Consider the following 22,163-nt stretch of genomic DNA (forward strand, 5'->3'; position numbering starts at 1 on the left):
GGCGTGTCCCGTGTGGATGCTTCTACGCATGCCCTTTGAACAGCACTACCTGGCCGGCCTCGACCTCCGGGGCCGGCGCGTCCTCGTGGTCGGCGGAGGCACGGTCGCGCAGCGCCGTCTTCCTCGCCTGATCGCGTCCGGCGCCGTCGTCGAGCTCGTGTCGCCGTCCGTCACCCCCTCCGTCCAGGGCATGGTCGACGCGGGGGAGCTGACGTGGCACGAGAGGCTGTTCGAGGCCGGTGACGTCGAGGGTGCCTGGTACGTGCTGGCGTGCACGTCCGACGTCGAGGTGAACGCGCAGATCAGCGAAGAGGCTCTCTCGCAGCGTGTGTTCTGCGTGCGCGCGGACATCGCAGTCGAAGGCACGGCTGTTACGCCGGCCAGCGGGATGCACGACGGGATGCTGATTGGTGTGCTGGCCGGGGGAGAGCATCGCCGGTCGGCCTCCGTGCGGGACGGGCTCGTGGCCGCGTTGCGCGACGGACGCATCGCGGATCAGGCCGCACCGCCTGTGGGCGTCGCGCTGGTCGGTGGCGGACCCGGCGACCCCGAGCTGATCACGGTGCAGGGCAAGCGCTTGCTGGCGCACGCGGACGTGGTCGTCGCGGACCGGCTCGCCCCGCGCGAGCTGCTGGAGGAACTGCCCGCGCACGTCGAGGTCGTGGACGCGGCGAAGATCCCCTACGGCCGTGCGGCGACGCAGGAGTTCATCAACCAGACGCTGATCGACCGCGCCAAGGAGGGCAAGTTCGTCGTCCGGCTCAAGGGCGGCGACCCGTACGTCTTCGGGCGCGGCTTCGAGGAGCTGCTGGCGTGCGCCGAGGCCGGGATCCCCGTGACCGTGGTGCCGGGCGTGACGTCGGCGTTCGGTGTGCCCGCATTGGCCGGTGTGCCCGTGACGCACCGAGGCGTGGCGCACGAGGTCGTCGTCGTCTCCGGTCACGTCGCGCCGGACGACCCGCGATCTCTTGTCGACTGGTCCGCGATCGCGCGTCTCAAGGGCACCGTCGTGCTGATGATGGCGGTCGAACGGGCCGGTGCTTTCGCCACGGCGTTGATGGAAGGCCGTCCCGGGTCGACGCCGGTCGCGGTGGTCCAGGAGGGCAGCACCGCATCTCAGCGCGTTCTGCGGTCCACTTTGGACGCTCTGGGCGCGGACGTGAAGGCCCACGAGATCCGTCCTCCGGCGATCATCGTGGTGGGCCCGGTCGCCGACATTGCTTCCGCAAATATTTAGATAAGTTTCTTTACAAAAGCCGCGCAGCCGGTGGACTCTGCTTTCACGCCGCCAAGTCCACCGGTTTTTGCGGAGGCCCGCATGAAACGCGTCCTGTCTCTGGCGGCAGCCATTCTGCTCGCGATGTCCGGTTTGGTCGTTTCGACCCCGGCGAACGCGGCGTCCCACCAGGTCTTCTGGACCTTCTACGGCTGGTACGACAACACGCCGCCCGGTGGTGACATCGCCTATCCCGGCCTGCACGACACGGCCGGCGGAAAGGGCACGTGGTCGGACCCGATCACGTTCGCGACGTCCAGCAAAGAGGCCAAACCGGGCACGAAGATCTATTTCCCGCGGGTCAAGAAGTACTTCGTCATGGAGGACTCCTGCTCCTCCTGTGAGCAGGACTGGAACGGCAACGGCCCCAACGGCGGCCCGAAGCTGTGGCACTTCGACGCGTGGATCGGCGGCAGGGGCGGCAACGCCATGAACGCGATCGACTGCGAGGACGCGCTCACGAACTACCACGACGACGGCAAGCCGGTGATGGAGGAGACCATCCTCAACCCGCCGTCGAACCTGCAGGTGGATCCGACTCCGATCTTCAACACCTCGACCGGCGAGTGCTACGGCGGCGCGAAGCCCAAGACCACCAACGGCGAGTACAAGAACGTCTCGACCGGCAAGTGCCTTCAGGGCGGCTCGTCCGGCGCGCAGCTCACGACGGCCACCTGCAACGGCTCCGAGAAGCAGCAGTTCAAGTTCCACGGCGCGTTCATGGAGCAGGGTTCGCCCCAGCAGTGCACCACGTTGTCCTCGGGCAAGGTGCTGCTGAGGAAATGCGACGGCGGGCCGAACCAGCAATGGTCGATCAACCCGAACAAGACGATTTCGGACATGCAGTACAACACGAAGTGTTATCGGGACGCGTCGGGCAAGGTGACCGCGGCGTCGTGTTCCGGAAGTGCCGCCCAATGGACGTTCAAGGCGGCCGCCGAGAAGTAACCTCGTTCTGCGGCTTCACGACCCACCGTTCAGGCTTCGGTCTGGACGGTGGTTTTTCGTGTTCCTCTCGACCCACAGGAGCTTTCGTGCCGACCCAGCGGACAGCCTCGCCGCCCGGCGGGGACCGGGTGCTCACCCGCCTGCTGACCACCTACCTGCAGCCGTACCGCCGGGAGCTCGGCATCGTCGTCGCGCTGCAGCTCGTCGGCACGATCGCCTCGCTGTACCTGCCGAGCCTCAACGCCGACATCATCGACCACGGCGTCGCGCGCGGGGACACGTCGTACATCGTGGACCAGGGCGTCTGGATGCTCGCCGTCTCGCTGCTGCAGATCGCCTGTTCGGTCGTGGCCGTCCGGTACGGCACGCGCACCGCGATGGCGTTCGGGCGCGACGTGCGGTCAGGGGTGTTCCGCCGCGTCGGCTCGTTCTCGGCGCAGGAGGTCGCGCGGTTCGGGGCCCCGTCGCTGATCACCCGCACGACGAACGACGTGCAGCAGGTGCAGGTGCTCGTGGTGATGCTGACGACGATGTTCGTCGCCGCGCCGATCATGTCCGTCGCCGGCGTGGTCATGGCGCTGCGCGAGGACGTCGGGCTGTCGTGGCTGCTGCTGGTCTGCGTGCCGGTGCTGGCGATCGCGATCGGCATGATCACCGTGCGGATGGTGCCGTTGTTCCGCCGCCAGCAGGAGCGGATCGACCACGTGAACCGAGTGCTGCGCGAACAGCTCACCGGCGTGCGGGTGGTGCGGGCGTTCGTGCGGGAGAAGTCCGAGACCGAGCGCTTCGCCGACGCCAACGCGCAGCTCACCGACATCGCGCTGAGGGCGGGCCGGCTGCAGGCGATGATCTTCCCGACGGTCATGCTGATCTTCAACGTCTCCAGCGTCGCGGTGCTGTGGTTCGGCGCGCACCGGGTGGCGGACGGCGAGATGCAGGTCGGCGCGCTGACCGCGTTCCTCGCCTACCTCCTGCAGATCCTGATGTCGGTGATGATGGCGTCGTTCATCTCCACGATGGTGCCGCGCGCCTCCGTCAGCGCCGGTCGGATCATGGAGGTCATCGAGACCGAACCGTCGGTGCACGCTCCCGCCGAGCCGGTGGCCGCCTCCTCCGGCCGCGGTGAGGTGTCCTTCCGCAGCGCGGAGTTCCGCTATCCCGGTGCCGACGCGCCGGTGCTCAGGAGCACGTCGTTCACCGTGGGCGCGGGGCAGACCACCGCGATCATCGGCAGCACCGGATCCGGCAAGACGACGTTGATGAGCCTCATCCCGCGGCTGATCGACGTGACGGCGGGGGAGGTGCGGGTCGGCGGCGTCGACGTGCGGGCGCAGGACCCCGGGGCGTTGCGGTCGCGGATCGGGCTCGTACCGCAGGTGTCGTACCTGTTCACCGGCACCGTTCGGTCGAACCTGAGCCACGGCGCGCCTGACGCCACCGACGAGCGGATGTGGACGGCGCTGGACATCGCGCAGTCACGGGACTTCGTCACGGCGATGGGCGGTCTCGACGCCAAGATCACGCAGGGAGGTACCAACCTCTCCGGCGGTCAGCGGCAACGGCTCTCCATCGCACGGGCCCTGGTGCGCAGGCCGGACGTGTACCTGTTCGACGACTCGTTCTCCGCTCTCGACCTCGCGACCGACGCGGCGTTGCGCGCGGCGCTGAAGCCGTACACGCGCGATGCCGCCGTGATCGTCGTGGCGCAGCGGGTGTCCACAGTGGCCCAGGCCGACCAGATCCTCGTGCTGGAGAACGGCGAGATCGTCGGCAGGGGCACGCACCGCGAGCTGATGGACAGCTGCCCCACCTACCTGGAGATCGTCCACTCGCAGCTCACGCCGGAGGAGGCGTCATGACCACCACCCGTGAGCAGCCGCGGCCGATGGGCGGCCCCGCCGGACGGTTCGCCATGCAGGCGCCCGTGAGCAAGGCCGCGAACTTCGGCACCTCGGCCCGCCGCGTGGCCGGGCTCATGAGACCCGAACGCGTCACGTTCGTCGCCGTCGTCGGACTCGGCGTGCTCGGTGTCGCGTTCACCGTCCTCGGACCGAAGATCCTCGGCGACGCCACCGACATCATCTTCAACGGCCTGCGCGGCCCGGGCATCGACTTCGGCTCTCTCGCCTCCGTGCTCTCGTTCGCGGCGGGCCTGTACGTGCTGGCCTCGCTGTTCAGCTGGTTGCAGGGGCGGCTGCTGAACGGCGTGGTGCAGCGCGTGGTCTACCGGCTGCGCGAGAGCGTCGAGGAGAAGCTGCACCGGTTGCCGCTCAAGTACTTCGACGGCCAGCCGCGCGGCGAGCTGCTCTCCCGCGTCACCAACGACATCGACAACATCTCGACGACGTTGCAGCAGACGATGAGCCAGCTGCTCACCGCCGTGCTGAGTCTCGTCGGCGTGACCGTGATGATGTTCGTGATCTCACCGCTCCTGGCCGTGGTGATGATGCTCGTCATCCCGATCTCGGTGATCCTGACGGGGGCGATCGGCAAGCGCGCGCAGAAGCAGTTCGTGGCGCAGTGGAAGCACACCGGCGAGCTGAACGCGCACATCGAGGAGGCGTTCAGCGGTCACCAGCTCGTGACCGCGTTCGGCCGGCAGGAGGAGTCGGAGGCGGAGTTCCGGCGCCGCAACGACCAGCTCTACGAGGCGGCCGCGGGCGCGCAGTTCGTGTCCGGCCTGATCATGCCGTCGATGATGTTCCTGTCGAACCTGAGCTACGTGGCCATCGCGGTCATCGGCGGCCTGCGCATCACGTCCGGTGGCATGACCCTGGGCGAGGTGACGGCGTTCATCCAGTACTCGCGCCAGTTCACCCAGCCGCTCACCCAGGCCGCCTCGCTGTCGAACCTGCTGCAGTCCGGCGTGGCCTCGGCGGAGCGCGTGTTCGAACTACTCGACGCCCCCGAGCAGCTCCCGGACCCGGCCGGCGCCGCCACACCCCCGTGGCGCTGCGGCAAGGTCGAGTTCCAGGACGTCTCGTTCTCCTACGAGCCCGACAAGCCGCTGATCGAGAACCTCTCGCTGGTCGCCGAACCCGGCCAGATGATCGCCATCGTCGGCCCGACCGGCGCCGGCAAGACGACCCTGGTCAACCTGATCATGCGGTTCTACGAGCTCAGCGGCGGCCGGATCACCCTCGACGACGTCGACATCACCTCGCTGCGCCGCGAGGACCTGCGCGCACAGGCCAGCATGGTGCTGCAGGAGACGTGGCTGTTCGGCGGCACGATCCGCGACAACATCGCCTACGGCAAGCCAGACGCCACGGAGGAGGAGATCCTCGCAGCAGCCGAGGCGACCTATGTGGACCGTTTCGTGCGATGCCTGCCCGACGGCTACGACACCGTCATCGACGAGGAGGGCTCGAACGTCTCGGCTGGCGAGAAGCAGCTCCTCACCATCGCGCGGGCGTTCCTCTCCGACCCGACGCTGCTGATCCTCGACGAGGCCACCAGCTCCGTGGACACCCGTACGGAGTCGTCGGTGCAGCACGCCATGGCAGCGCTGCGGTCGTCGCGCACGTCGTTCGTCATCGCGCACCGGCTTTCCACGATCCGCGACGCCGACCTGATCCTGGTGATGGAGGCCGGACGCATCGTCGAGCAGGGCACGCACGACGAGCTGCTGGCTAGGGGAGGCGCCTACCACCGGCTGTACTCAGCGCAGTTCGCCGCAGCGATCTCAGGCTGAGCAGCCCCACGACGGTTCGCAGCGCGACCGACACGTACCAAGGAGCAAGCAGTCCGAAGTAGTCAGCGGTGAGTCCGCCCAGCAGCGCGCCGACCGGCTGAACACCCCAGGTGATCAGGGTCTGCGCGCTGCTGACGCGGCCGAGCAGCTCCGTGGGCACCACTCTCTGCCGGAAGCTCGCGGTCGCCACGCCCCACACCGCCGTGCAGAACGAGCTCACGACCGCGAACACCGCGACCGTTGCGAGGTCGTGGGCGAGCGTCGCGATCCCCAGCCACATCAACGGAATCAGCACGACGGTCGCCGTGACCGTGTTGCGGTACCTCGCGAGCAGCCGCTCGGCGAGCAGCCCACCTGCCACCCCGCCGCACGCCAGCGTGGCCAGAAAGGCCCCGAACCCGGCGTTCGTCAGCCCGAGCCTCTGCTGGGCGAACAACACCAGCGTCGCCATCGTCATCGCGATGCACAGGTTCGTTGTCGCGGACACGACCGTGATGGTCCTCAGCGCCTTGTGCGCCACCAGCCACCGCAAGCCTTCGGTCACCTTCGGTCTGGCCGGAGGTTCTCTGCGTTCGGTGCGCATCTTCATGACCAGTCCCGCCGCGATGGCGAACGTCAGCGCGTTGACCCAGAACGGCGCAGGCACCGCGATCGCGAACAGCAGCCCGCCGAGTGGCGGCCCCGCGAACTGCAACGCCACCGCCTGAGACGCGAACAACCGCCCGTTCGCTCTCTCCAGCAGATGGTTCTCCACGGTGGCCTTGATGAGTGGCTGCCCCACGGCTCTGGGGATGTTCTCGGCCGTGCCGATCAGAAACGCCATGCCGTACAGGAACGCGATGTGTGCGCTGTGGGAAGCGGCGAGCAACGCCATGAGCGCGCACTGGACCCACAACGCCGCAAGCAAGAGTTTCCGGCCGTCATACCGGTCCGCGGCCGCTCCGGCAGGGAGCGCGGCCAGCAGCCAGGGGAGTGCTCCGAAGAAGCTGACACCCGCGATCAGCTTCGGATCCTGGGTGAGCGTGGTGGCGAGCAACGGGAGTGCCGCCAGAAAGATGCCGTCCCCCAGCGCTGAGATGGCGCTGCCGCTCCACAGCAGGTACCAGTTCCGCCCCATGCCGCACCGTACACACGACGAAGGCCGCCTCCCCGGAGCGGGAAGGCGGCCTTCAGCCGTTGATCAGATCAAGCTCAATGCTGCGGTGCTGCCCGGCGCGGACGACCCGCGCCGCGCTCGGTCCGCCCGAACGTGCGACCACCCTCGGAACGCTCCGAACGGCGCGGTCCACCGCGGAACTCGCCACCCTCGGTGCGGCGACCGGAGCCACCGCGGTAGCCACCGCCACCGCTGCCGGCGGCGGCAGGAGCACCGAAGCGACGACCACCGGAGCCACCGCTGCGGCGGGCCGGCTTCTCGCGCTCGATGATCGGCTCGCCCGAAGGCGTGCGAGCACCGGTGATGCGGACCAGGTCGTCGTCGCCGGGGCGCACCTTCGTGCTCTCCGGACGGATGCCGGCACGCTGGGCCATGCCCTGGACGGCGCGGCGCTGGTCGTGCGTGACCAGCGTGACGACCGTGCCGGACTGACCTGCGCGAGCCGTGCGGCCCGCGCGGTGCAGGTAGTCCTTCGGGTCGGCCGGCGGGTCGACGTGGACGACCAGGGACACGTCGTCGACGTGGATGCCCCGGGCCGCGACGTCCGTCGCGATCAGGACGGGCGTGGTGCCCTCGCGGAACTCGCCGAGCACGCGGGTGCGGGCGCTCTGCGCCTTGCCGCCGTGCAGGGCGCCCGCGTGGACGCCGACCGAGCGGAGCTTCTTGGCCAGGCGGTCGACGTGGTGCTTGGTGCGCACGAACATGATCGTGCGGCCCTCGCGCGCGGCCACCTCGGTCACCACGTTCTGCTTGTCCTCAGCGGACACGAACAGCAGGTGGTGCTCCATGGTCGTGACGCTCGCGGTGGACGGAGCCACCGAGTGCGTCACCGGGGAGTGCAGGTACTGGCGGACCAGCTTGTCCACGTCGCCGTCGAGCGTCGCGGAGAACAGCAGGCGCTGCCCGTCCTGCGGGGTCAGGTCGAGGATCGCGCGGACCTGGGGCATGAAGCCCATGTCCGCCATCTGGTCGGCCTCGTCCAGCGCGGTGATCTCGACGGAGCCGAGGTCGCACGTGCCCTGGCGGACGTGGTCGGACAGACGGCCGGGCGTCGCGATGAGCAGGTCGACGCCGCGGCGCAGGTGTTCGATCTGGCGCGGGAACGACGTGCCGCCGACGACGACGCGGCACCACAGGCCCAGCGAGCGGGCGTGCGGCATGAGCGCCGTCTCCACCTGCATCGCGAGCTCGCGGGTCGGGACGAGGATCAGGCCGCGCGGCTTGTGCGGCACCGAGCGGCCGCCCGCGAGGCGGGACAGCATCGCGAGACCGAACGCCAGCGTCTTGCCGGAGCCGGTCTGGCCCCGGCCGAGGATGTCCTTGCCCGACATCGCGTCGGGAAGGGTGGCCGCCTGGATGGGGAACGGCTCGGTGATCTCATTGGCGACGAGCGAGCGGATCAGCACGTCGGCCAGGCCGAGCTCAGCGAACGAGGGCAGCGGGCCTTCCGGCAACGTGCTCTCGAAGTGCTCGGCGACGATCGGTTCCTCGACCCGCTGCTGCGGACGCGAGGAGTTGCCCTGGCGACCCGAGCGGCGCCGCGGTGACCTGCGGCTTTGTCCGCGCTCGGAACGACCTTCGGACATTGATGGCAAAACAAACCTCCGGGACATGGCACGTCTCGAGGCTGCCCCGCGTGCTACCGCGGTGCCGATCACAAGGACGGGCCCGACGTGATGGTCACGCCGCTGATGAGTGGGTGGAAACACCGGTCAACGGCCGTCAAGCCTTCATCGGTGTACAGCACAGTCTAGCTGATCAATGAGAACACCTCGCGCGCCCGGCAGTGTCGTTGGACACGGCCGGGCGCGCAACGTGGGTCAGGCCATACCCGCCACGTCCAGCAGCGTCGCCACCAGCGCGGACGGGTCGCCGATCTCCGCGGGCAGGCCGCGCGAGGCGAACCAGCCGCAGATGTTGCGGACGTCGCGGTCGAGGAACTCGACGCCGCGAGGGTTCGCGACGAGGTCGACCACCTGCGGCAGGTCGATCATGACCAGCCTGCCGTCGTGGACCATCAGGTTGTACGCCGAGAGGTCGCCGTGGGTGATGCCCGCCTCGGCGAGCGTCATGAGCGTCGCGACCAGCTGGCGCCACAGGTCGAGCAGCTCGTCCTCGTCGGGACGGGTCTGCGCGAGCCGCGGTGCCGCGTTGCCCTCGGCGTCCCCGATGAACTCCAGCAGCAGCTCGGTGCCGCTGCGCTGCACCGGATACGGCACGGGTGCGCCGATCTGCCACAGCTTGGTGAGCGCCGCGAACTCGGCGACCGTCCACTGTTCCGCGATCAGGTTGCGCCCGAACGCGGTGCGGTTCGCGATCGCCCGCGTCTCACGGGACTTCTTCATGCGACGGCCCTCGAGGTACCCCGCGTCGCGGTGGAACATCCGGTGGTCGTTGCTGCGGTAGCGCTTGGCGGCGAGCAGGCACGCCCGGTCGCCCATCGCGCGTTCCAGCAGGAAGACGTCCGCCTCCTTGCCGGTCTTCACGATGCCGAGCTCGCGGTCGACCGCGGCCAGCTCCGTGATGAGCCAGTTCGGGTGCGGTTTCGGGCCCTGCTCGGCGTCACCCCACGTGGACCAGCGGTCGCCGTCCTCGGGAGTGTCCGCCGCGCTCAGCTGGTCCTCGCGCACACGCGCGACTCGCAGCTTCTCTTCTTCGGTCATGCGGCCGCGACGCGTGGGTTCCGCGTCGTCGGTCCGGCGATTGGTGCGCTTTCCCTTGCGCCGCATGGTGTCGTCGGCGCCGTCGAAAGCAGATTCGTAGCGTTCGAAAAGATCGTGCTCGCGCACGGTGGGGTCTCCCAAGACGATGAAGGGTGACCGCCCTACTGGCGCTCTGCGATCAAACGATGCTGATCAGGCGCGAAGGACGGCTGGACGGGTCGCGAATGCGGTGCCGCGCCCAAAGACAGGCTCTGACATCTCGCACCTCCTCGATCCAGCTCCGTTGTCACGCTTCAGGGAGAAGCCTGCACTGCGGGCTCCGGTGCCCGCAACCGATTTAACCGGTGATCAGGTCCGCGGTCCTCTCGCCCGTCGGCACCATCCTCAGCCCGGCCTTCTGCGCGAGCCTGACCAGTCCTTTCAGGTCCTGTGGCTCCACGCTCGACTTCGTGATGGCGCGGGCGAGCAGGCCCTTGTGCGCCTTGTTGAAGTGGCTGACGACCTTGCCCTCGCTCGTGACCACCCGGACGACGACGGCGTGCGGGATCCGCGCGAGGCTCGAGTACGCGCCGGACCGCAGGTCGACGACGAACTCGTCGGCGTCCTTCAGCACCGGCTCCAGTGCGGGCTTCCACACCGTGCGCAGGCTGCCGTGGGACGGGAGCGTGCTGCCGCCGGACAACCGGTACGCGGGCACCGGATCGCCGCCCTTGAGCGCCCCGAACAGCGCGGACGAGACCGCGAGCCGCTCGTAGGCCCGTTCCTTCTCGACCTTCCTGAGCGACGGGAAGTCGAGGTTGTCGTAGAGCACGCCGGTGTAGCGCAGCAGCGCGGGCGTGGTCTCCGACGTGCGCAGCGAGGCGTTGCGGTGCACCTCGTCGACCTGGCGCTCCGAGATGTCGAGGGCCTTGAGGCTCGCCGGCACGTCGCGCGCGAGGTCGGCCAGCGCCGACACCAGCTTGTCGCGCACGGGGTTGAGCTCGGGGAACGACAGCGCGCCGAGGTCGAGCGGCGAACCCTCGCCGCCGATCGCCTTGGTCTCCGACGGGGGAAGCAGCACCAGCACGGTCCAAAGGGTAGGGCAGCGCCGGAAAACCGCTGGACCTGCGTGGTCTTCTGGGTGCGTGGACGCACTCGACCGCCTGTACCGCTCACTCGACGCCCGGCTTCGCCCGGAGGACGTCGCGGTTCTGGTGGGGGAGGCGCTGCCTGCCTTGACAGACGCTGAGCACCGCGTTCTGGCCGGGGTGTCGGTGCACGCGCGTCGCTGGCACGGGATGTCGGGGATGAGCGACGACTACGGCCGTCCTGTCGGGGCCGGTCGGCAGGTGGCGGCGACGCGGGTGGTGTTCGGGGCCGGGAGCGCTGCTGCCGCTGACGCTGCTGCCGCTGACGCTGCTGCCGCTGCCGCTGCCGCTGCCGCTGCCGCTGCTGGCGCTGACGCTGCTGGCGCTGACGCTGCTGCCGCTGCTGGCGCTGACGCTGCTGCCGCTGCTGGCGCTGACGCTGCTGCCGCTGCTGGCGCTGACGCTGCTGCCGCTGACGCTGCTGCCGCTGACGCTGCTGCCGCTGACGCTGCTGCCGCTGACGCTGCTGCCGCTGACGCTGCTGCCGCTGACGCTGCCGGTGAGGGTTCCGCTGCCGCCGATGCTGCGGGTGAGGGGCCCGGTGTCGCCGCAGCCGCAGCCGCTGCCGCTGCCGCTGCGCCCGGCGGTGCTTTCGATCCTCACGGTCTCGTCGACGTGGACGACCCGGTGTCCGTGCTGGAGTTCGCGTCGTTGGTGGGCGCGGAGATCTCGTGGGACCCGGACCGCACCGACTTCCTCCACGACCGCCTCAACCGCGACGCCCGCGCCACGGCGGGCATCGAACTGTCGAAGCGCCAGTACAACCGTCGCTTCCGGATGCTGCGCCGTCTCGCGGCCAAGGCGGACCGTCTCGACCGCATGATCGTGACTCGCGACGTGACACTGCTGGCCGCTGCGGGCTTCGTCGACGCGATCGACCGTGATCGGTTTCGTGCGGACGTCGACGCGGCCTGCTTCATCGCCTACTACACGGCTCGGCGCAAGAAGCGTCGTGAGTTCACGTTGCAGGGGCGGGACAACGCGTTCGACGAGGTCGCGGCCGCGCTGTTCCGTCGTTGCCGGCTGGCGTCCGGTACGGACTGGGCGATGATCGCCCTGGCTCACCCGACCGAGGAGGTGCTCGGGCACCTCACGCCTGCGGAGCTCGGCGACCTGATCGGGCGGTGGTCCGCCGCCACCCGCGCGGCGGCGACCGTCCTCGGGGACCTCTGGCACGAGAACGACTTCGACCAGGCGAACATGGTGGTCCGTCGTGGGCACGACTCGTCCACCTGGAACACCTTCGCCCGTGCCTACAACGCTGCTCGCGCAGGGTGGATCGCCTGTCTGGACGCCGCCGGCGCGGTCGATCTGCTGGCCGGTGCCTGGCCTGGCAAGGCGATGCGGCTGATGGCGGCCGACCTCGCGTGGTGGCATCGCAACTCTGGTGGTGACCTGCACTCGGACACCGACGTGTGGGCCGCGCTGCCGTTGCCCTGGGACGTCCTCGACGGCAGCGCCACCTGCACTCGGGCCGACGTCGAGCACGCATGCCGCCGGCTCGAGATGGATCCGGCCCGTTCCGGGTGGTCGGCTCCTCCTGCTCGCGGGGCCGTGGCCCGGTCCCGGCCCACACCGGAGCTCGTGCACGGTGTGGCCGTGGCGGATCCGGTGTGGGGCATGGCGTTGCGTCGTGCCGGGGTCTACAGCGGGAAGGCTCCGGTATTCGGTGGACAGGACGCCGTCGGGTGAGCAGGCTGGGCGCTGTTCGGCTGTAGTTCAGTGGTAGAACGCCCGGCTCGACTCTCCGGGTGGACGCCGGTTCGAGCCCGGTCGGCCGAACACCCCTTCTTGCTGTGCAACGGAAGCGACCGCCTCGGAGCAGGCCTGCTGTGGTGAGCTAGGGCACCTGCAGCGTCAGGTAGGCGAGGCCCATCGTGCGTCGCCAGCCGCGCAGGCGGTAGTTGCGCTGGCGGTCCGCCTTCGCCCTGATCTCCTCGGCGTGTTCGGAGTCGGGGTTGGCTCGCAGCCATCGTTCCCAGGCGAGGCCGTGGCCGTTCTCGAAGACGTCCCACTCGTCGAGGCTGGCCTGTTCCACCGCCAGCGGGCGGTAGCCGTGGGACAGGGCCAGGTCCACGAGGTCGGCCAGCGAGCCGTACTGGTCGCGGGGGACCGGCATCGCGGCCAGTTCGGCCTCGGTCGGTTCGCGTTCCCAGAAGCCCTCGCCCAGCAGGAGCCGACCGCCGGGGCGGAGCAGCTCCTTGGCGGCGGTGAGCGTGTTCACCGTGTGGTCCAGCGGGTCTCCGCCGAACACCTGGGTGGCGCCGTTGACGATCACGGCGTCGGCCGGCCGGTCCGGCTGCCACTCGGTCACGTCGGCCACCTGGAGGCTGACGCGGCCGGTCAGGCCTCGGGTGTCGGCGTTGGCCTGGGCGTGGGCGATGTCGACCGCGTTGCGGTCGACGCCCGTGCCGGTGGCGGTGGGGGCGGCTTCCAGCGTGCGCAGCAGGAACTCGGCCCAGCCGCAGCCGAAGTCGACCACGTGGGCGTCGTCTAGCGGCAGCAGTGAGCGGATGAGGCGGGCGGCTCGCTCCTCGGACAACGGTCCGTGGAACGTCACGTCCTCGTACAGCGGTGTGATCTTCGGTGGCGTCATCGCCCGCAAGAATGGCCCTGGTGGTGCGTCTGCGGCAACGCGATATTCGGTTGTCGGGGGTGGCTCCCTTCCGTAGCTTCGGTTGGCGTGGAACTCGTGTGGCGCGCGCTGACGACGGCGGACATCCCGGTGGTCGCCGCGCTCTACAACGCGGGTGAGGCGGTCGACGACACCGGCGAACTGTTGTCCGAAGAGGACTTCGCGCACTCATTCGGCAAGACCGACCTGCCCCGGGGCTCGCTGGCCGTGCTCGCGGACGGAACGCTGGTGGCCTACGGGCTCGTCGCGTTGCGCGACAACCCCGTTGGCACGCACCGGATCCGGCTCGACGGCATGGTGCACCCCGAGTTCCGGCGCGCGGGCATCGGACTGCGGCTCCTGCCCCGCCTCGCCGCGCTCGCGCGAGACCTCCACGTCGCCCGGCATCCGGACATGCCGCTCACCGTGAGCGCCATGGTCGAGAGCACGGCGAAGGGACACCTCGCACTGGTGGAGAAGCTCGGCTTCACCGCCGACCGCCACTTCCACGAACTGGAGGTGGCACTGGGCGAGTCACTCGCCCAGGCGCCGGTCCCGCCCGGCTACGACATCGTGCCGTTCTCCGCCGCCTACGACGACGAGGTCCGCCTGGTCTGCAACGCGGCGTTCGCCCAGCACTGGGGTGCGGTCGACCGCACCCCGGAGGAATGGGCGGCGTCGTTCACCGACAACCGGCGGTTCGTACCGGAGTCCTCCTTCCTGGCGCTCGCGAACAACTCCGTGGTCGGCTTCGTGCTCTCACGGCACTACCCGGTCGTCGAGGAGCTCACGGGCGTCCGCGAGCTGTGGATCGGGGACGTCGGAACCCTGGAGGAGCACCGCGGGCGTGGTGTGGCCTCCGCCTTGCTGAGCCGGACGCTGGCTCAGGGCAAGGCGAAGGGCTACCACCGCGCGGGGCTCTCCGTGGACACGGCCAACTCGACCAGTGCGCTCGGCGTGTACGAGCGCGCCGGGTTCGCGGTGGCGCGGACCTGGATCGACTACGGGAAGCCGGAAGAGCTCTAGAGCTCCTCGCCCGGCTGGCCGACGCAGAACTGGTTGCCGTCCGGGTCGGCCAGCACGGACCACACGAGGCCGGGAACGCTGTGCACCCCCACCTCGGTGGCGCCGAGCGCGACCAGGCGGGCGACCTCGGCCAGGCGGTCCGGCACGTGCGAGTCGAAGTGGACTCTGTTCTTGCCCGGCGTCGCGTCCGGCACCTGCTGGATGCCGAGCGCGACACCGGACTCGGTGGTCGGCGCGAGCACGATGAACTCTCCCCAGTCGTTCTGGATCGTCGTGCCCAGAGCGGCCGTCCAGAACTCCGCGAGCTTGTGCGCGTCGCCCGTGTCGATCGTGATCATGTCAATGGTCAGCGGCATGGGAAGGACGCTACCCAGGGGGTCTGACAATTATTGTCGCCGCAGGTCAGAGCCCACGCGGCGCACCGCGCGCGATTTCGCGGAACGTCCAACCAGTACGCTGTTTCAACTGCCCGTGAACGAGGAGTACCCACCGTGATCACCAGGATGTCGTCGCTGTTCCTGCGCACCCTTCGCGAGGATCCGGCGGACGCCGAAGTGCCCAGCCACAAGCTGCTGGTGCGCGCCGGCTACGTCCGCCGCGTCGCGCCGGGCGGGTACACCTGGCTGCCGCTGGGCCTCAAGGTCCTGCGCAACATCGAGGCCGTCGTCCGCGAGGAGATGGACGCCTTCGGCGCGCAGGAGATCCAGTTCCCCGCGCTGCTGCCCAAGGAGCCCTACGAGGCGACGAACCGGTGGGAGGAGTACGGCCCCAACCTGTTCCGCCTCAAGGACCGCAAGGGCGCGGACTACCTCCTCGGCCCCACGCACGAGGAGATGTTCACCCTCACCGTGAAGGGCGAGTACAGCTCCTACAAGGACTACCCCGTCACGCTGTACCAGATCCAGACCAAGTACCGCGACGAGGCGCGTCCCCGTGCGGGCATCCTGCGCGGCCGCGAGTTCCTGATGAAGGACTCGTACTCGTTCGACCTCACCGACGAGGGCCTGAGCCAGTCGTACAAGGACCACCGCGACGCCTACATCCGCATCTTCGACCGGCTCGGCCTGGAGTACGTGATCGTCTCCGCCACGTCCGGCGCGATGGGCGGGTCGGCGTCCGAGGAGTTCCTCGCCGTCGCCGAGACCGGCGAGGACACGTTCGTGCGCAGCACCGAGTCCGGCTACGCGGCGAACGTCGAGGCCGTCGCCACGCCCGTGCCCGCCGAGCAGTCGATCGACGACAAGCCCGCCGCGCAGGTGCACCACACGCCGAACACGCCCACCATCGAGACGCTGGTGGACTTCCTCAACGCGAACACCGACCGCAAGTTCACCGCGGCCGACACGCTGAAGAACGTCCTCGTGAAGGTCAAGCACCCCGGCAAGGACTGGGAGCTGCTCGCGATCGCCGTCCCCGGTGACCGCGAGGTCGACTTCAAGCGCCTCGAAGCGGCACTGGAGCCCGCCGAGGTCGCGATGCTGGAGGCGGCCGACTTCGCCAAGAACTCGTTCCTGGTCAAGGGGTACATCGGTCCGGGCGCCATCCAGGCCAACGGCATCCGCTTCCTCGCCGACCCCCGCGTCGTCAAGGGCACCGCGTGGGTCACCGGCGCGGACAAGGCCGACCACCACGTCGTCGACCTGGTCGCGGGCCGCGACTTCACCCCCGACGGCGTCATCGACGTCGCCGAGGTCCGCGAGGGCGACGCCTCCCCGGACGGCAAGGGCGTGCTGGTCGCCGCGCGCGGCATCGAGATCGGTCACATCTTCCAGCTCGGCCGCAAGTACGCGGACGCGTTCTCGCTCGACGCCCTCGGCCCGGACTCCAAGCCCGTCCGCATCACCATGGGCTCGTACGGCGTCGGCGTCTCGCGGCTCGTCGCGGTCATCGCGGAGCAGTCGCACGACGAGCGCGGCCTGATCTGGCCCCGCAACGTCGCCCCCGCCGACGTCCACGTCGTGGTCGCCGGCAAGGACGAGACGCTGATGAACGCCGGTGAGGACTTCGCGAAGCAGCTCAGCGCCAAGGGCCTCAACGTCCTGCTGGACGACCGCAAGGCCAGCCCCGGCGTGAAGTTCGCGGACGCCGAGCTCGTCGGCATCCCGACGATCCTGGTGATCGGCCGCGGCCTGAAGGACGGCACGGTCGAGGTCAAGGACCGCCGGTCCGGCGAGCGCGTCGAGGTGCCCGTCGCGGAGGCCGTCGAGCACCTGGTGCAGGTCGTCACCAGCTGAAGCGGACACTGAAACGCCGGGTCGCGCTGAGATGCGCGGCCCGGCGTTCTGCGTTTCAGGGGCGGGACGACGGCCCTACGAGGTCGGCACCAGCGAGTCGACCATCTTCTGCAGGTCCGACTCCTTGGGCAACGGCGGGGTGGTGCCGCCTCCGCCGCCCTCCAGGTCGCCGTTCACGGCCAGCACGTGCAGCTTGTTGCTGCCGTTGAGCACCACGACCTTGACCATGCCCTTGCCGGCCAGGCACTTGTTGCCGGTCTGCGTGACGGTGGCGTCGACCTGCACACCCTCGACGGTGACCTTCGAGCCGTCCTTCTGGGTGTGCTGGAACTTCACCGGCTTCGGCTGCGTCGTCGTGACCTGCGGTTCGCCGCCCGAGGAGTAGTACTGCTTGGCGATGGCCTTGGTGAAGTCGGTGGCCGCCGTGTTGATCTCGCTCTTCGGCAGCAGCGTGCCGCCGTTCGTGCCCTTGGTGTACGACTTGCCCTCGCAGGTGTAGTCGCCGTAGGTGGTGATGCCCGACAGCGAGATGCCCGTGATGCCCTCCACCGGGATCCGCGCGTCCGCGAGGATGTCCCAGTTCTTCGGGACCACGTAGTTGTAGCCCAGCGTCGTCTCCACGCACTGCTGGCCGTCGCTCTTCGGGCAGGGGCCCGCGACCGGCTGCGAGGAGGAGCTGGCCGTGGTGGACGGGCCGGGCTCCGCGGTCGTGCCGCCCGAGCGCGAGAGCAGGAGCCAGGTGAGGCCGCCGCCGACGAGCAGCACGAGGACCACGGCACCGAGCACGAGCCAGAGCGTCTTCTTGTTGTTCTTCGGCGGTTCGCTGTCGAAACCGCCGTACACGCCGAGACCGCCGTACCCGCCGCCGTACGCCTGCTGCGGGAAGCCGCCCTGCTGCTGGTCGGTCCAGCCGCCCTGCTGCGGGAAGCCACCGGTCTGCGGGTAGCCGCCGGTCTGGTAGCCACCGCTCTGGTGGTCACCCTGTTGCTGCTGGCCCCAGCCCTGCTGGTCGTTCCAGCCGCCCTGTCCGCCGCCACCTGGGTAAGTCACGGGGGAACGGTACCTGGTGGGTCCGACAGCGACTTAATTCATCACGCGTTGACTTGCGAGACGGGCGCGGCGTACCGTTCCTGTTAAATTCAACGCTTGATGAACTAAGGGGATCGATGATGCGCACCGTGCTGGTCACCGCCGTCGCAGGTGCTGTGGTGGCGTTTCTCCTGGGGCTGCTGACGTTCGGCGTGCAGGCGACCGTGCACCCGCACGACGTCCCGCTCGCCGTGGTGGCGCCTCCGCCGATGGCGGAACGCGTCGCGAGAGCCGACTCGGCCGAGGTCGACATCAGGGTCGTCGGGGCGGAGGAGGCCCGGAACCTCCTGCGGGACAAGGAGGTCTACGGCGTGCTGGAGATCGCGCCCGGTCAGGCGACGATCCGGCTGAACCCCGCGGTCAACCCGTCCGGCACGCAGGTCGCGCAGCAGGTGCTGACCGGCGTCGCACAGGGCGCCGGGCTGCCGGTGAAGGTCGAGGCCACGACCCCCACCGCCGCCGAACGCACCGCGCCCCTCGCCGCGAGCGCGCTGCTGTGGGTCGGCGGGATGATCGCCGGACTGCTGTTCGTGGTGCTGAAGGGCACCCGTGGACGGTGGTTGTCGGCGCTGACCACGGCCGTCCTCGTCACCGGCTCGACCGTCGGACTGCTGGCGTGGTGGGGCGTCACGCTCACCGCGCAGGCGCTCGCGTTCATGCTCGCCGTCGCCGCGTCGTTCGCGCTGCTGCAGGCCGGGCTGTTCAAGCACCTCGGCATCCGCGCGATGGGCGTCCTCGGCATCCTCTACCTGATGGCACCGGCCGTCGCGGGCCAGGTCCCGGAGCTGCTCAACCCGGTCTACAAGGCGGTCCTGTGGTCGTGGACGCCGTTCAGGTTCTCCGCGGAAGGCCTGCGCAGCCTCATGTACGACAACGCCATCAGCACCGAGTGGTGGGTGTTCGGCGGGATCGCTCTTATCGGGCTCGTGCTGCTGCTAGCCGGCAAGAAAGCTCAGACGGACCGTGCGGACGGGATTGTCGACGTTGGTGTCGACCAGACAGATGGACTGCCACGTGCCGAGCGTCAGCACACCGCCTAGAACGGGGATCGTCGCGTAGGGCGGCACCAGCGCGGGCATCACGTGGTCACGGCCGTGGCCAGGGGTGCCGTGCCGGTGCCGCCACTTCACGTCGCGGGGCAGGATGCGCTCCAACGCGGTCAGCAGGTCGTCGTCACTGCCCGAACCGGTCTCGATGATGGCGACACCCGCGGTCGCGTGCGGCACCCACACGTGCAGCAGGCCGTCGCCGCTCTCGTCCTCGAGGAACCGCTGGCACTCTCGCGTGAGGTCGTGCACGACCTCGTCGGCACCGGTGCGGATCTGGATCTCCTCGCTGCGCATGACCTCAGATCTTACGAACCACCCGCGCGGGGTTGCCGACCGCGAGCACGTGAGCAGGCAGATCACGCGTGACGACACTGCCCGCGCCCACCACCGTGTTGTTGCCGACGGTGACACCGGGGCACACGATCACGCCGCCGCCGAACCACACCTTGTCCCCGATGACGATCGGGGCGGTCGTCTCCCAGCCCGCGATGCGCGCGTCGTGGTCCTCGACGGGGTGCTGCGCCGTCAGCAGCTGCACGTTCGGACCCATCATCACGTGGTCGCCGATGGTCACCGGGCCGCAGTCGAGGATGACGCCGCCGTAGTTCATGAAGCTGTTCGCGCCGATGCGGGTGTTGTAGCCGTACTCGATCTGCAGGCGCTGCATGAACGTCGAGTTCTCGCCGAGCTCCGCCACGAACCCCTTGAGGATGTCGTACATCCCGTCGAGGTCCTCCGGGTCGTGCGCGTTGAACCTGGCCATCTCGCGCCAGCCGCGGCGCCGGTCCGCGTCGAGCTCGGGGTCCGCCGGCAGGTAGGGCCCGCCGTTGATCATCTTCTCCCGGTTGGTTCCCATGGAGACTCAGTATCGTCACGGGCATGCGCGTGCTCTTCGCCAGCATGGCCGCCGTCGGCCACACCTACCCGCTGATCCCGCTGGCGTCGGCCCTGCGCAAAGCGGGGCACGAGGTGCACTTCGCGGTCGGCGAGGACATGCACCCGGTGCTCGGGAAGCTCGGGCTGCGGCCGTTCCGTCCCGGGCTCGTGTTCGGGGAGATCTACGCCGAGGACATCGCGCAGGAGCTCGAACGGCTGCTGCCCGACCTCGTGATCGCCGAGTGGGCGGTGCCGGAGGTCTTCTCCGAGGCACGCCGCCGCGGCTTCCCCGCGCTGTGGCACGGGTTCGGGCGGATGTTCCCCGAGGGCATCGGCCTCGTCCGGCCCACCGGTGGCCGGCACCTCGACATCTGCCCGCCCTCGCTGCAGGATCCCGCGTTCCTGCGGGAGGACCGGATCCCGCTGCGGCCGGTGCCGTTCTCGCCGCCCGGTGACGTGCCGACGCGCACCGCCGGGAAGCTCGTCTACCTCACGCTCGGCACGGCGTTCGGCACGCGCGAGCTGCTCGCCGAGGCGGTTGTCGGGCTCGGCAAGATCCCCGACGCTCAGGTGGTCGTGGCCGCGCCACACGTCGAGCTCGCCCGCCTGCCGCCGAACGTCGCGGTGTACCCGTGGCTGCCCCAGGCCGAGGTGCTCCGGTACGCGGACGTCGCCGTGCACCACGGCGGCAGCGGCACGATGCTGGGCGCGCTCACGGCCGGCGTGCCCCAGGTCGTGCTGCCGCAGGGGGCGGACCAGTTCGGCAACGCGGACGCGCTCGTCTCGGCCGGCGCGGCGCTGCGCCCGGCCGCGTTCAGTGCCGGGCCGATCGCGGACTGTGTGCGGCAGCTGCTCACGGACGCGTCCTACCGCGAAGCCGCTGGTCAGATCGCCCGGGAGATACGTCACACGCCCTCGCCGGAGGAAGTTGCGGACAGTCTGGCGGACGTTGTGTAACACTGTTTTTTATGAAGGCAAGCCGCCTGCGCTTCGGGATGAACCTGTGGCCGCCGTTCCTGTTCGCCGGCATCCGGGTCGAGGAGATCTCCCCGGACTACCGGTACGCGCGAGTGCGGATGCGCCTGCGTCCGTGGAACCGCAACTTCTTCGGCACCCACTTCGGCGGGTCGCTCTTCGCGATGACCGACCCGTTCTGGGTGTTGCTGCTGTTCAACCAGCTCAAAGGTGAGCACGTCGTGTGGGACCAGGCCGGGGAGATCGAGTTCGTCGCGCCCGGACGCGGCACCGTGCGCGCCGAGTTCCGGCTGACCGACGAGCACGTCGAGCAGGTGCTGGAGCAGACGAAGGGCAGTGAGAAGGCTTTGATCTGGTTCGACACGGACGTCGTCGGGCAGGATGGGGCCGTGATCGCACGGGTGAAGAAGCAGGTCTACGCGCGCCGCAAGCGCGATAAGCAGCTCGCGCATGCGTGAGGCCTTCGGAGCGGTTTTCGACGTCGAGCCCGGTTACCTGAACACGGCGTCCATCGGTGTGCCGCCGCGCCACGTCGCCGACGCGGTGATGGCCTCCCACGAACGGTGGCGGCGCGGCCAGGACACGTCGTCCACGTTCAACGAGGTCGTCGAGACCTCGCGTGAGGCGTTCGGACGGCTGGTCGGGGTGCCCGCGACGTCGGTCGCCTGCGGCGCAACGGTTTCGCAGTTCGTCTCCCTGGTTGCGCAGTCACTGCCGGCCAGGTCGAAGGTCTACACCGACCCCGGTGACTTCACGAGCGTCACGCTGCCGTTCGTCGCGGCCGGGCACCGGATCGTGTCCACAGTGGAGGAAGCCGACCTCGTTGCCCTGAGCGTGGTCCAGTCGGCGGACGGGACGATCGCGGACCTCGACGCGCTCCGGGCGAGCGGTACACCGGTGCTGCTCGACGTGTCGCAGGCCGCCGGGTGGCGCCCGTTGTCGTTGGCGTGGGCCGATTTCGTCGTCGGCGTGGCCTACAAGTGGCTGATGGCACCGCGCGGCGCCGCCTGGATGGCCGTGCGGCCGGACCGGATGGAGTCCCTCAAGCCGTTGGCGGCCAACTGGTACAGCACCGGCGAGAACTACGGCACCGAGCTCGTGCTCCGTTCGGACGCACGGCGGTTCGACCTCTCGCCGTCGTGGGTCTCACACGTCGGTGCGGCGGTCGCGCTCCCGTGGGTGGCCTCTTTGGACCTCGAAGCCGTACGCGCGCACTGCGTGAGCCTGACGGATCGCCTCCTGACCGGTCTGGGCCTGCCGCCCAACGGCTCCGCGATCGTGTCGGTCTCAGCATCACCTGTCCAGGGGGTCGTGTCCTCGGTTCGCGCAGGTCGCACGCGGTACGCGTGTCACATGTACAACACGATCGAGGACGTTGACCGGGTGCTCGAAGCGCTCACCTGACTGCCGTCCGTTACCGTGGGTCCTTGTGTCGG

At 69.4% G+C, this 22,163-nt stretch carries 21 protein-coding genes and 1 tRNA gene; 12 read left to right on the plus strand and 10 right to left on the minus strand.

Translation table 11 applies throughout. The features are described from left to right. Positions 1 to 28: 28 nt before the first annotated feature. From cobA to ACWF7A_RS23580, 4 genes are all read left to right on the plus strand, one after another. Positions 29 to 1,237 (plus strand): uroporphyrinogen-III C-methyltransferase, encoded by a 1,209-nt coding sequence (cobA, locus tag ACWF7A_RS23565; RefSeq protein WP_452252621.1) that lies wholly within the window; start codon positions 29 to 31, stop codon positions 1,235 to 1,237. Positions 1,238 to 1,318: 81 nt separating this feature from the next. Continuing rightward, positions 1,319 to 2,224 carry an RICIN domain-containing protein gene (locus tag ACWF7A_RS23570; protein WP_452252622.1) on the plus strand — a complete coding sequence of 302 codons (906 nt, stop codon included), beginning with the start codon at positions 1,319 to 1,321 and terminating at the stop codon, positions 2,222 to 2,224. 128 nt (positions 2,225 to 2,352) lie between these two features. Next, positions 2,353 to 4,083, plus strand: coding sequence for an ABC transporter ATP-binding protein (locus ACWF7A_RS23575; RefSeq protein WP_452252742.1), 1,731 nt, complete (start codon positions 2,353 to 2,355; stop codon positions 4,081 to 4,083). Next, on the plus strand, positions 4,080 to 5,918 hold the full coding sequence (locus ACWF7A_RS23580; RefSeq protein WP_452252623.1) for an ABC transporter ATP-binding protein: 1,839 nt from the start codon (positions 4,080 to 4,082) through the stop codon (positions 5,916 to 5,918). The genes ACWF7A_RS23575 and ACWF7A_RS23580 overlap by 4 nt, the downstream gene beginning before the upstream one ends. Here the strand turns inward: ACWF7A_RS23580 and ACWF7A_RS23585 are convergent. The 5 genes from ACWF7A_RS23585 to ACWF7A_RS23605 form a co-directional block, all read right to left on the minus strand. Next, on the minus strand, positions 5,857 to 7,035 hold the full coding sequence (locus ACWF7A_RS23585; RefSeq protein ID WP_452252624.1) for an MFS transporter: 1,179 nt from the start codon (positions 7,033 to 7,035) through the stop codon (positions 5,857 to 5,859). The genes ACWF7A_RS23580 and ACWF7A_RS23585 overlap by 62 nt on opposite strands. 74 nt (positions 7,036 to 7,109) lie before the next feature. Further along, positions 7,110 to 8,669, minus strand: coding sequence for a DEAD/DEAH box helicase (locus ACWF7A_RS23590; protein WP_452252625.1), 1,560 nt, complete (start codon positions 8,667 to 8,669; stop codon positions 7,110 to 7,112). A 225-nt stretch (positions 8,670 to 8,894) separates the two neighbouring features. Next, positions 8,895 to 9,863, minus strand: coding sequence for a serine protein kinase RIO (locus tag ACWF7A_RS23595; protein ID WP_452252743.1), 969 nt, complete (start codon positions 9,861 to 9,863; stop codon positions 8,895 to 8,897). Positions 9,864 to 10,074: 211 nt separating this feature from the next. Further along, on the minus strand, positions 10,075 to 10,803 hold the full coding sequence (gene yaaA / locus ACWF7A_RS23600) for a peroxide stress protein YaaA (protein ID WP_452252626.1): 729 nt from the start codon (positions 10,801 to 10,803) through the stop codon (positions 10,075 to 10,077). An 85-nt stretch (positions 10,804 to 10,888) separates the two neighbouring features. Continuing rightward, a complete protein-coding gene (locus tag ACWF7A_RS23605) occupies positions 10,889 to 11,467 on the minus strand; it encodes a hypothetical protein (protein ID WP_452252627.1) in 579 nt (192 codons plus the stop codon). A 12-nt stretch (positions 11,468 to 11,479) separates the two neighbouring features. On the opposite strand from ACWF7A_RS23605, the gene ACWF7A_RS23610 reads away from it, so the two are divergent. Then, positions 11,480 to 12,556 (plus strand): hypothetical protein, encoded by a 1,077-nt coding sequence (locus tag ACWF7A_RS23610; RefSeq protein ID WP_452252628.1) that lies wholly within the window; start codon positions 11,480 to 11,482, stop codon positions 12,554 to 12,556. 16 nt (positions 12,557 to 12,572) lie between these two features. Then, positions 12,573 to 12,646, plus strand: a tRNA-Ser gene (locus ACWF7A_RS23615). Positions 12,647 to 12,704: 58 nt separating this feature from the next. Here ACWF7A_RS23615 and ACWF7A_RS23620 read toward each other — a convergent pair. Then, positions 12,705 to 13,460 carry an SAM-dependent methyltransferase gene (locus ACWF7A_RS23620; protein WP_452252629.1) on the minus strand — a complete coding sequence of 252 codons (756 nt, stop codon included), beginning with the start codon at positions 13,458 to 13,460 and terminating at the stop codon, positions 12,705 to 12,707. A gap of 87 nt (positions 13,461 to 13,547) precedes the next feature. Between ACWF7A_RS23620 and ACWF7A_RS23625 the strand changes: the two genes are divergently transcribed. After that, positions 13,548 to 14,504 carry a GNAT family N-acetyltransferase gene (locus tag ACWF7A_RS23625; protein WP_452252630.1) on the plus strand — a complete coding sequence of 319 codons (957 nt, stop codon included), beginning with the start codon at positions 13,548 to 13,550 and terminating at the stop codon, positions 14,502 to 14,504. On the opposite strand, the gene ACWF7A_RS23630 is transcribed toward ACWF7A_RS23625, so the two are convergent. Further along, positions 14,501 to 14,860, minus strand: coding sequence for a VOC family protein (locus ACWF7A_RS23630; RefSeq protein WP_452252631.1), 360 nt, complete (start codon positions 14,858 to 14,860; stop codon positions 14,501 to 14,503). The two genes, ACWF7A_RS23625 and ACWF7A_RS23630, sit on opposite strands and share 4 nt — an antisense overlap. A 135-nt stretch (positions 14,861 to 14,995) precedes the next feature. On the opposite strand from ACWF7A_RS23630, the gene ACWF7A_RS23635 reads away from it, so the two are divergent. Continuing rightward, positions 14,996 to 16,738, plus strand: coding sequence for a proline--tRNA ligase (locus ACWF7A_RS23635; protein ID WP_452252632.1), 1,743 nt, complete (start codon positions 14,996 to 14,998; stop codon positions 16,736 to 16,738). A gap of 75 nt (positions 16,739 to 16,813) precedes the next feature. Here the strand turns inward: ACWF7A_RS23635 and ACWF7A_RS23640 are convergent, their stop codons facing one another. After that, positions 16,814 to 17,788, minus strand: a complete 975-nt coding sequence (locus ACWF7A_RS23640) for a hypothetical protein (RefSeq protein ID WP_452252633.1) — start codon at positions 17,786 to 17,788, stop codon at positions 16,814 to 16,816. 119 nt (positions 17,789 to 17,907) lie between these two features. Here ACWF7A_RS23640 and ACWF7A_RS23645 point away from each other — a divergent pair, with 119 nt between their 5' ends. Further along, positions 17,908 to 18,867: an ABC transporter permease gene (locus tag ACWF7A_RS23645; protein ID WP_452252634.1), complete on the plus strand. Its 960-nt coding sequence runs from the start codon at positions 17,908 to 17,910 to the stop codon at positions 18,865 to 18,867. Here ACWF7A_RS23645 and ACWF7A_RS23650 read toward each other — a convergent pair. Continuing rightward, positions 18,763 to 19,170: a secondary thiamine-phosphate synthase enzyme YjbQ gene (locus ACWF7A_RS23650; protein ID WP_452252635.1), complete on the minus strand. Its 408-nt coding sequence runs from the start codon at positions 19,168 to 19,170 to the stop codon at positions 18,763 to 18,765. The genes ACWF7A_RS23645 and ACWF7A_RS23650 overlap by 105 nt on opposite strands. Before the next feature lie 4 nt (positions 19,171 to 19,174). Next, a complete protein-coding gene (locus ACWF7A_RS23655) occupies positions 19,175 to 19,732 on the minus strand; it encodes a sugar O-acetyltransferase (protein ID WP_452252636.1) in 558 nt (185 codons plus the stop codon). Positions 19,733 to 19,755: 23 nt separating this feature from the next. On the opposite strand from ACWF7A_RS23655, the gene ACWF7A_RS23660 reads away from it, so the two are divergent. The 3 genes from ACWF7A_RS23660 to ACWF7A_RS23670 are packed head-to-tail and all read left to right on the plus strand — an operon-like array spanning position 19,756 to position 22,131. Beyond that, on the plus strand, positions 19,756 to 20,709 hold the full coding sequence (locus ACWF7A_RS23660) for a glycosyltransferase (RefSeq protein ID WP_452252637.1): 954 nt from the start codon (positions 19,756 to 19,758) through the stop codon (positions 20,707 to 20,709). An 11-nt stretch (positions 20,710 to 20,720) separates the two neighbouring features. Further along, the gene (locus ACWF7A_RS23665; RefSeq protein ID WP_452252638.1) at positions 20,721 to 21,185 is read left to right on the plus strand and encodes a DUF4442 domain-containing protein; all 465 of its coding nucleotides are present in this window, start codon (positions 20,721 to 20,723) and stop codon (positions 21,183 to 21,185) included. Further along, positions 21,178 to 22,131, plus strand: coding sequence for an aminotransferase class V-fold PLP-dependent enzyme (locus tag ACWF7A_RS23670; RefSeq protein ID WP_452252639.1), 954 nt, complete (start codon positions 21,178 to 21,180; stop codon positions 22,129 to 22,131). The genes ACWF7A_RS23665 and ACWF7A_RS23670 overlap by 8 nt, the downstream gene beginning before the upstream one ends. Positions 22,132 to 22,163: the final 32 nt, after the last annotated feature.

It is taken from the genome of Lentzea sp. NPDC055074 (assembly GCF_053608005.1).

Coding starts and splice junctions, on each gene's coding strand:
- cobA (WP_452252621.1), top strand. CDS start 29: ATGCCCTTTGAACAGCACTACCTGGCCGGCCTCGACCTCCGGGGCCGG.
- ACWF7A_RS23570 (WP_452252622.1), top strand. CDS start 1,319: ATGAAACGCGTCCTGTCTCTGGCGGCAGCCATTCTGCTCGCGATGTCC.
- ACWF7A_RS23580 (WP_452252623.1), top strand. CDS start 4,080: ATGACCACCACCCGTGAGCAGCCGCGGCCGATGGGCGGCCCCGCCGGA.
- ACWF7A_RS23585 (WP_452252624.1), bottom strand. CDS start 7,035: ATGGGGCGGAACTGGTACCTGCTGTGGAGCGGCAGCGCCATCTCAGCG.
- ACWF7A_RS23620 (WP_452252629.1), bottom strand. CDS start 13,460: ATGACGCCACCGAAGATCACACCGCTGTACGAGGACGTGACGTTCCAC.
- ACWF7A_RS23630 (WP_452252631.1), bottom strand. CDS start 14,860: ATGCCGCTGACCATTGACATGATCACGATCGACACGGGCGACGCGCAC.
- ACWF7A_RS23645 (WP_452252634.1), top strand. CDS start 17,908: ATGCGCACCGTGCTGGTCACCGCCGTCGCAGGTGCTGTGGTGGCGTTT.
- ACWF7A_RS23650 (WP_452252635.1), bottom strand. CDS start 19,170: ATGCGCAGCGAGGAGATCCAGATCCGCACCGGTGCCGACGAGGTCGTG.
- ACWF7A_RS23655 (WP_452252636.1), bottom strand. CDS start 19,732: ATGGGAACCAACCGGGAGAAGATGATCAACGGCGGGCCCTACCTGCCG.
- ACWF7A_RS23660 (WP_452252637.1), top strand. CDS start 19,756: ATGCGCGTGCTCTTCGCCAGCATGGCCGCCGTCGGCCACACCTACCCG.
- ACWF7A_RS23665 (WP_452252638.1), top strand. CDS start 20,721: ATGAAGGCAAGCCGCCTGCGCTTCGGGATGAACCTGTGGCCGCCGTTC.
- ACWF7A_RS23670 (WP_452252639.1), top strand. CDS start 21,178: ATGCGTGAGGCCTTCGGAGCGGTTTTCGACGTCGAGCCCGGTTACCTG.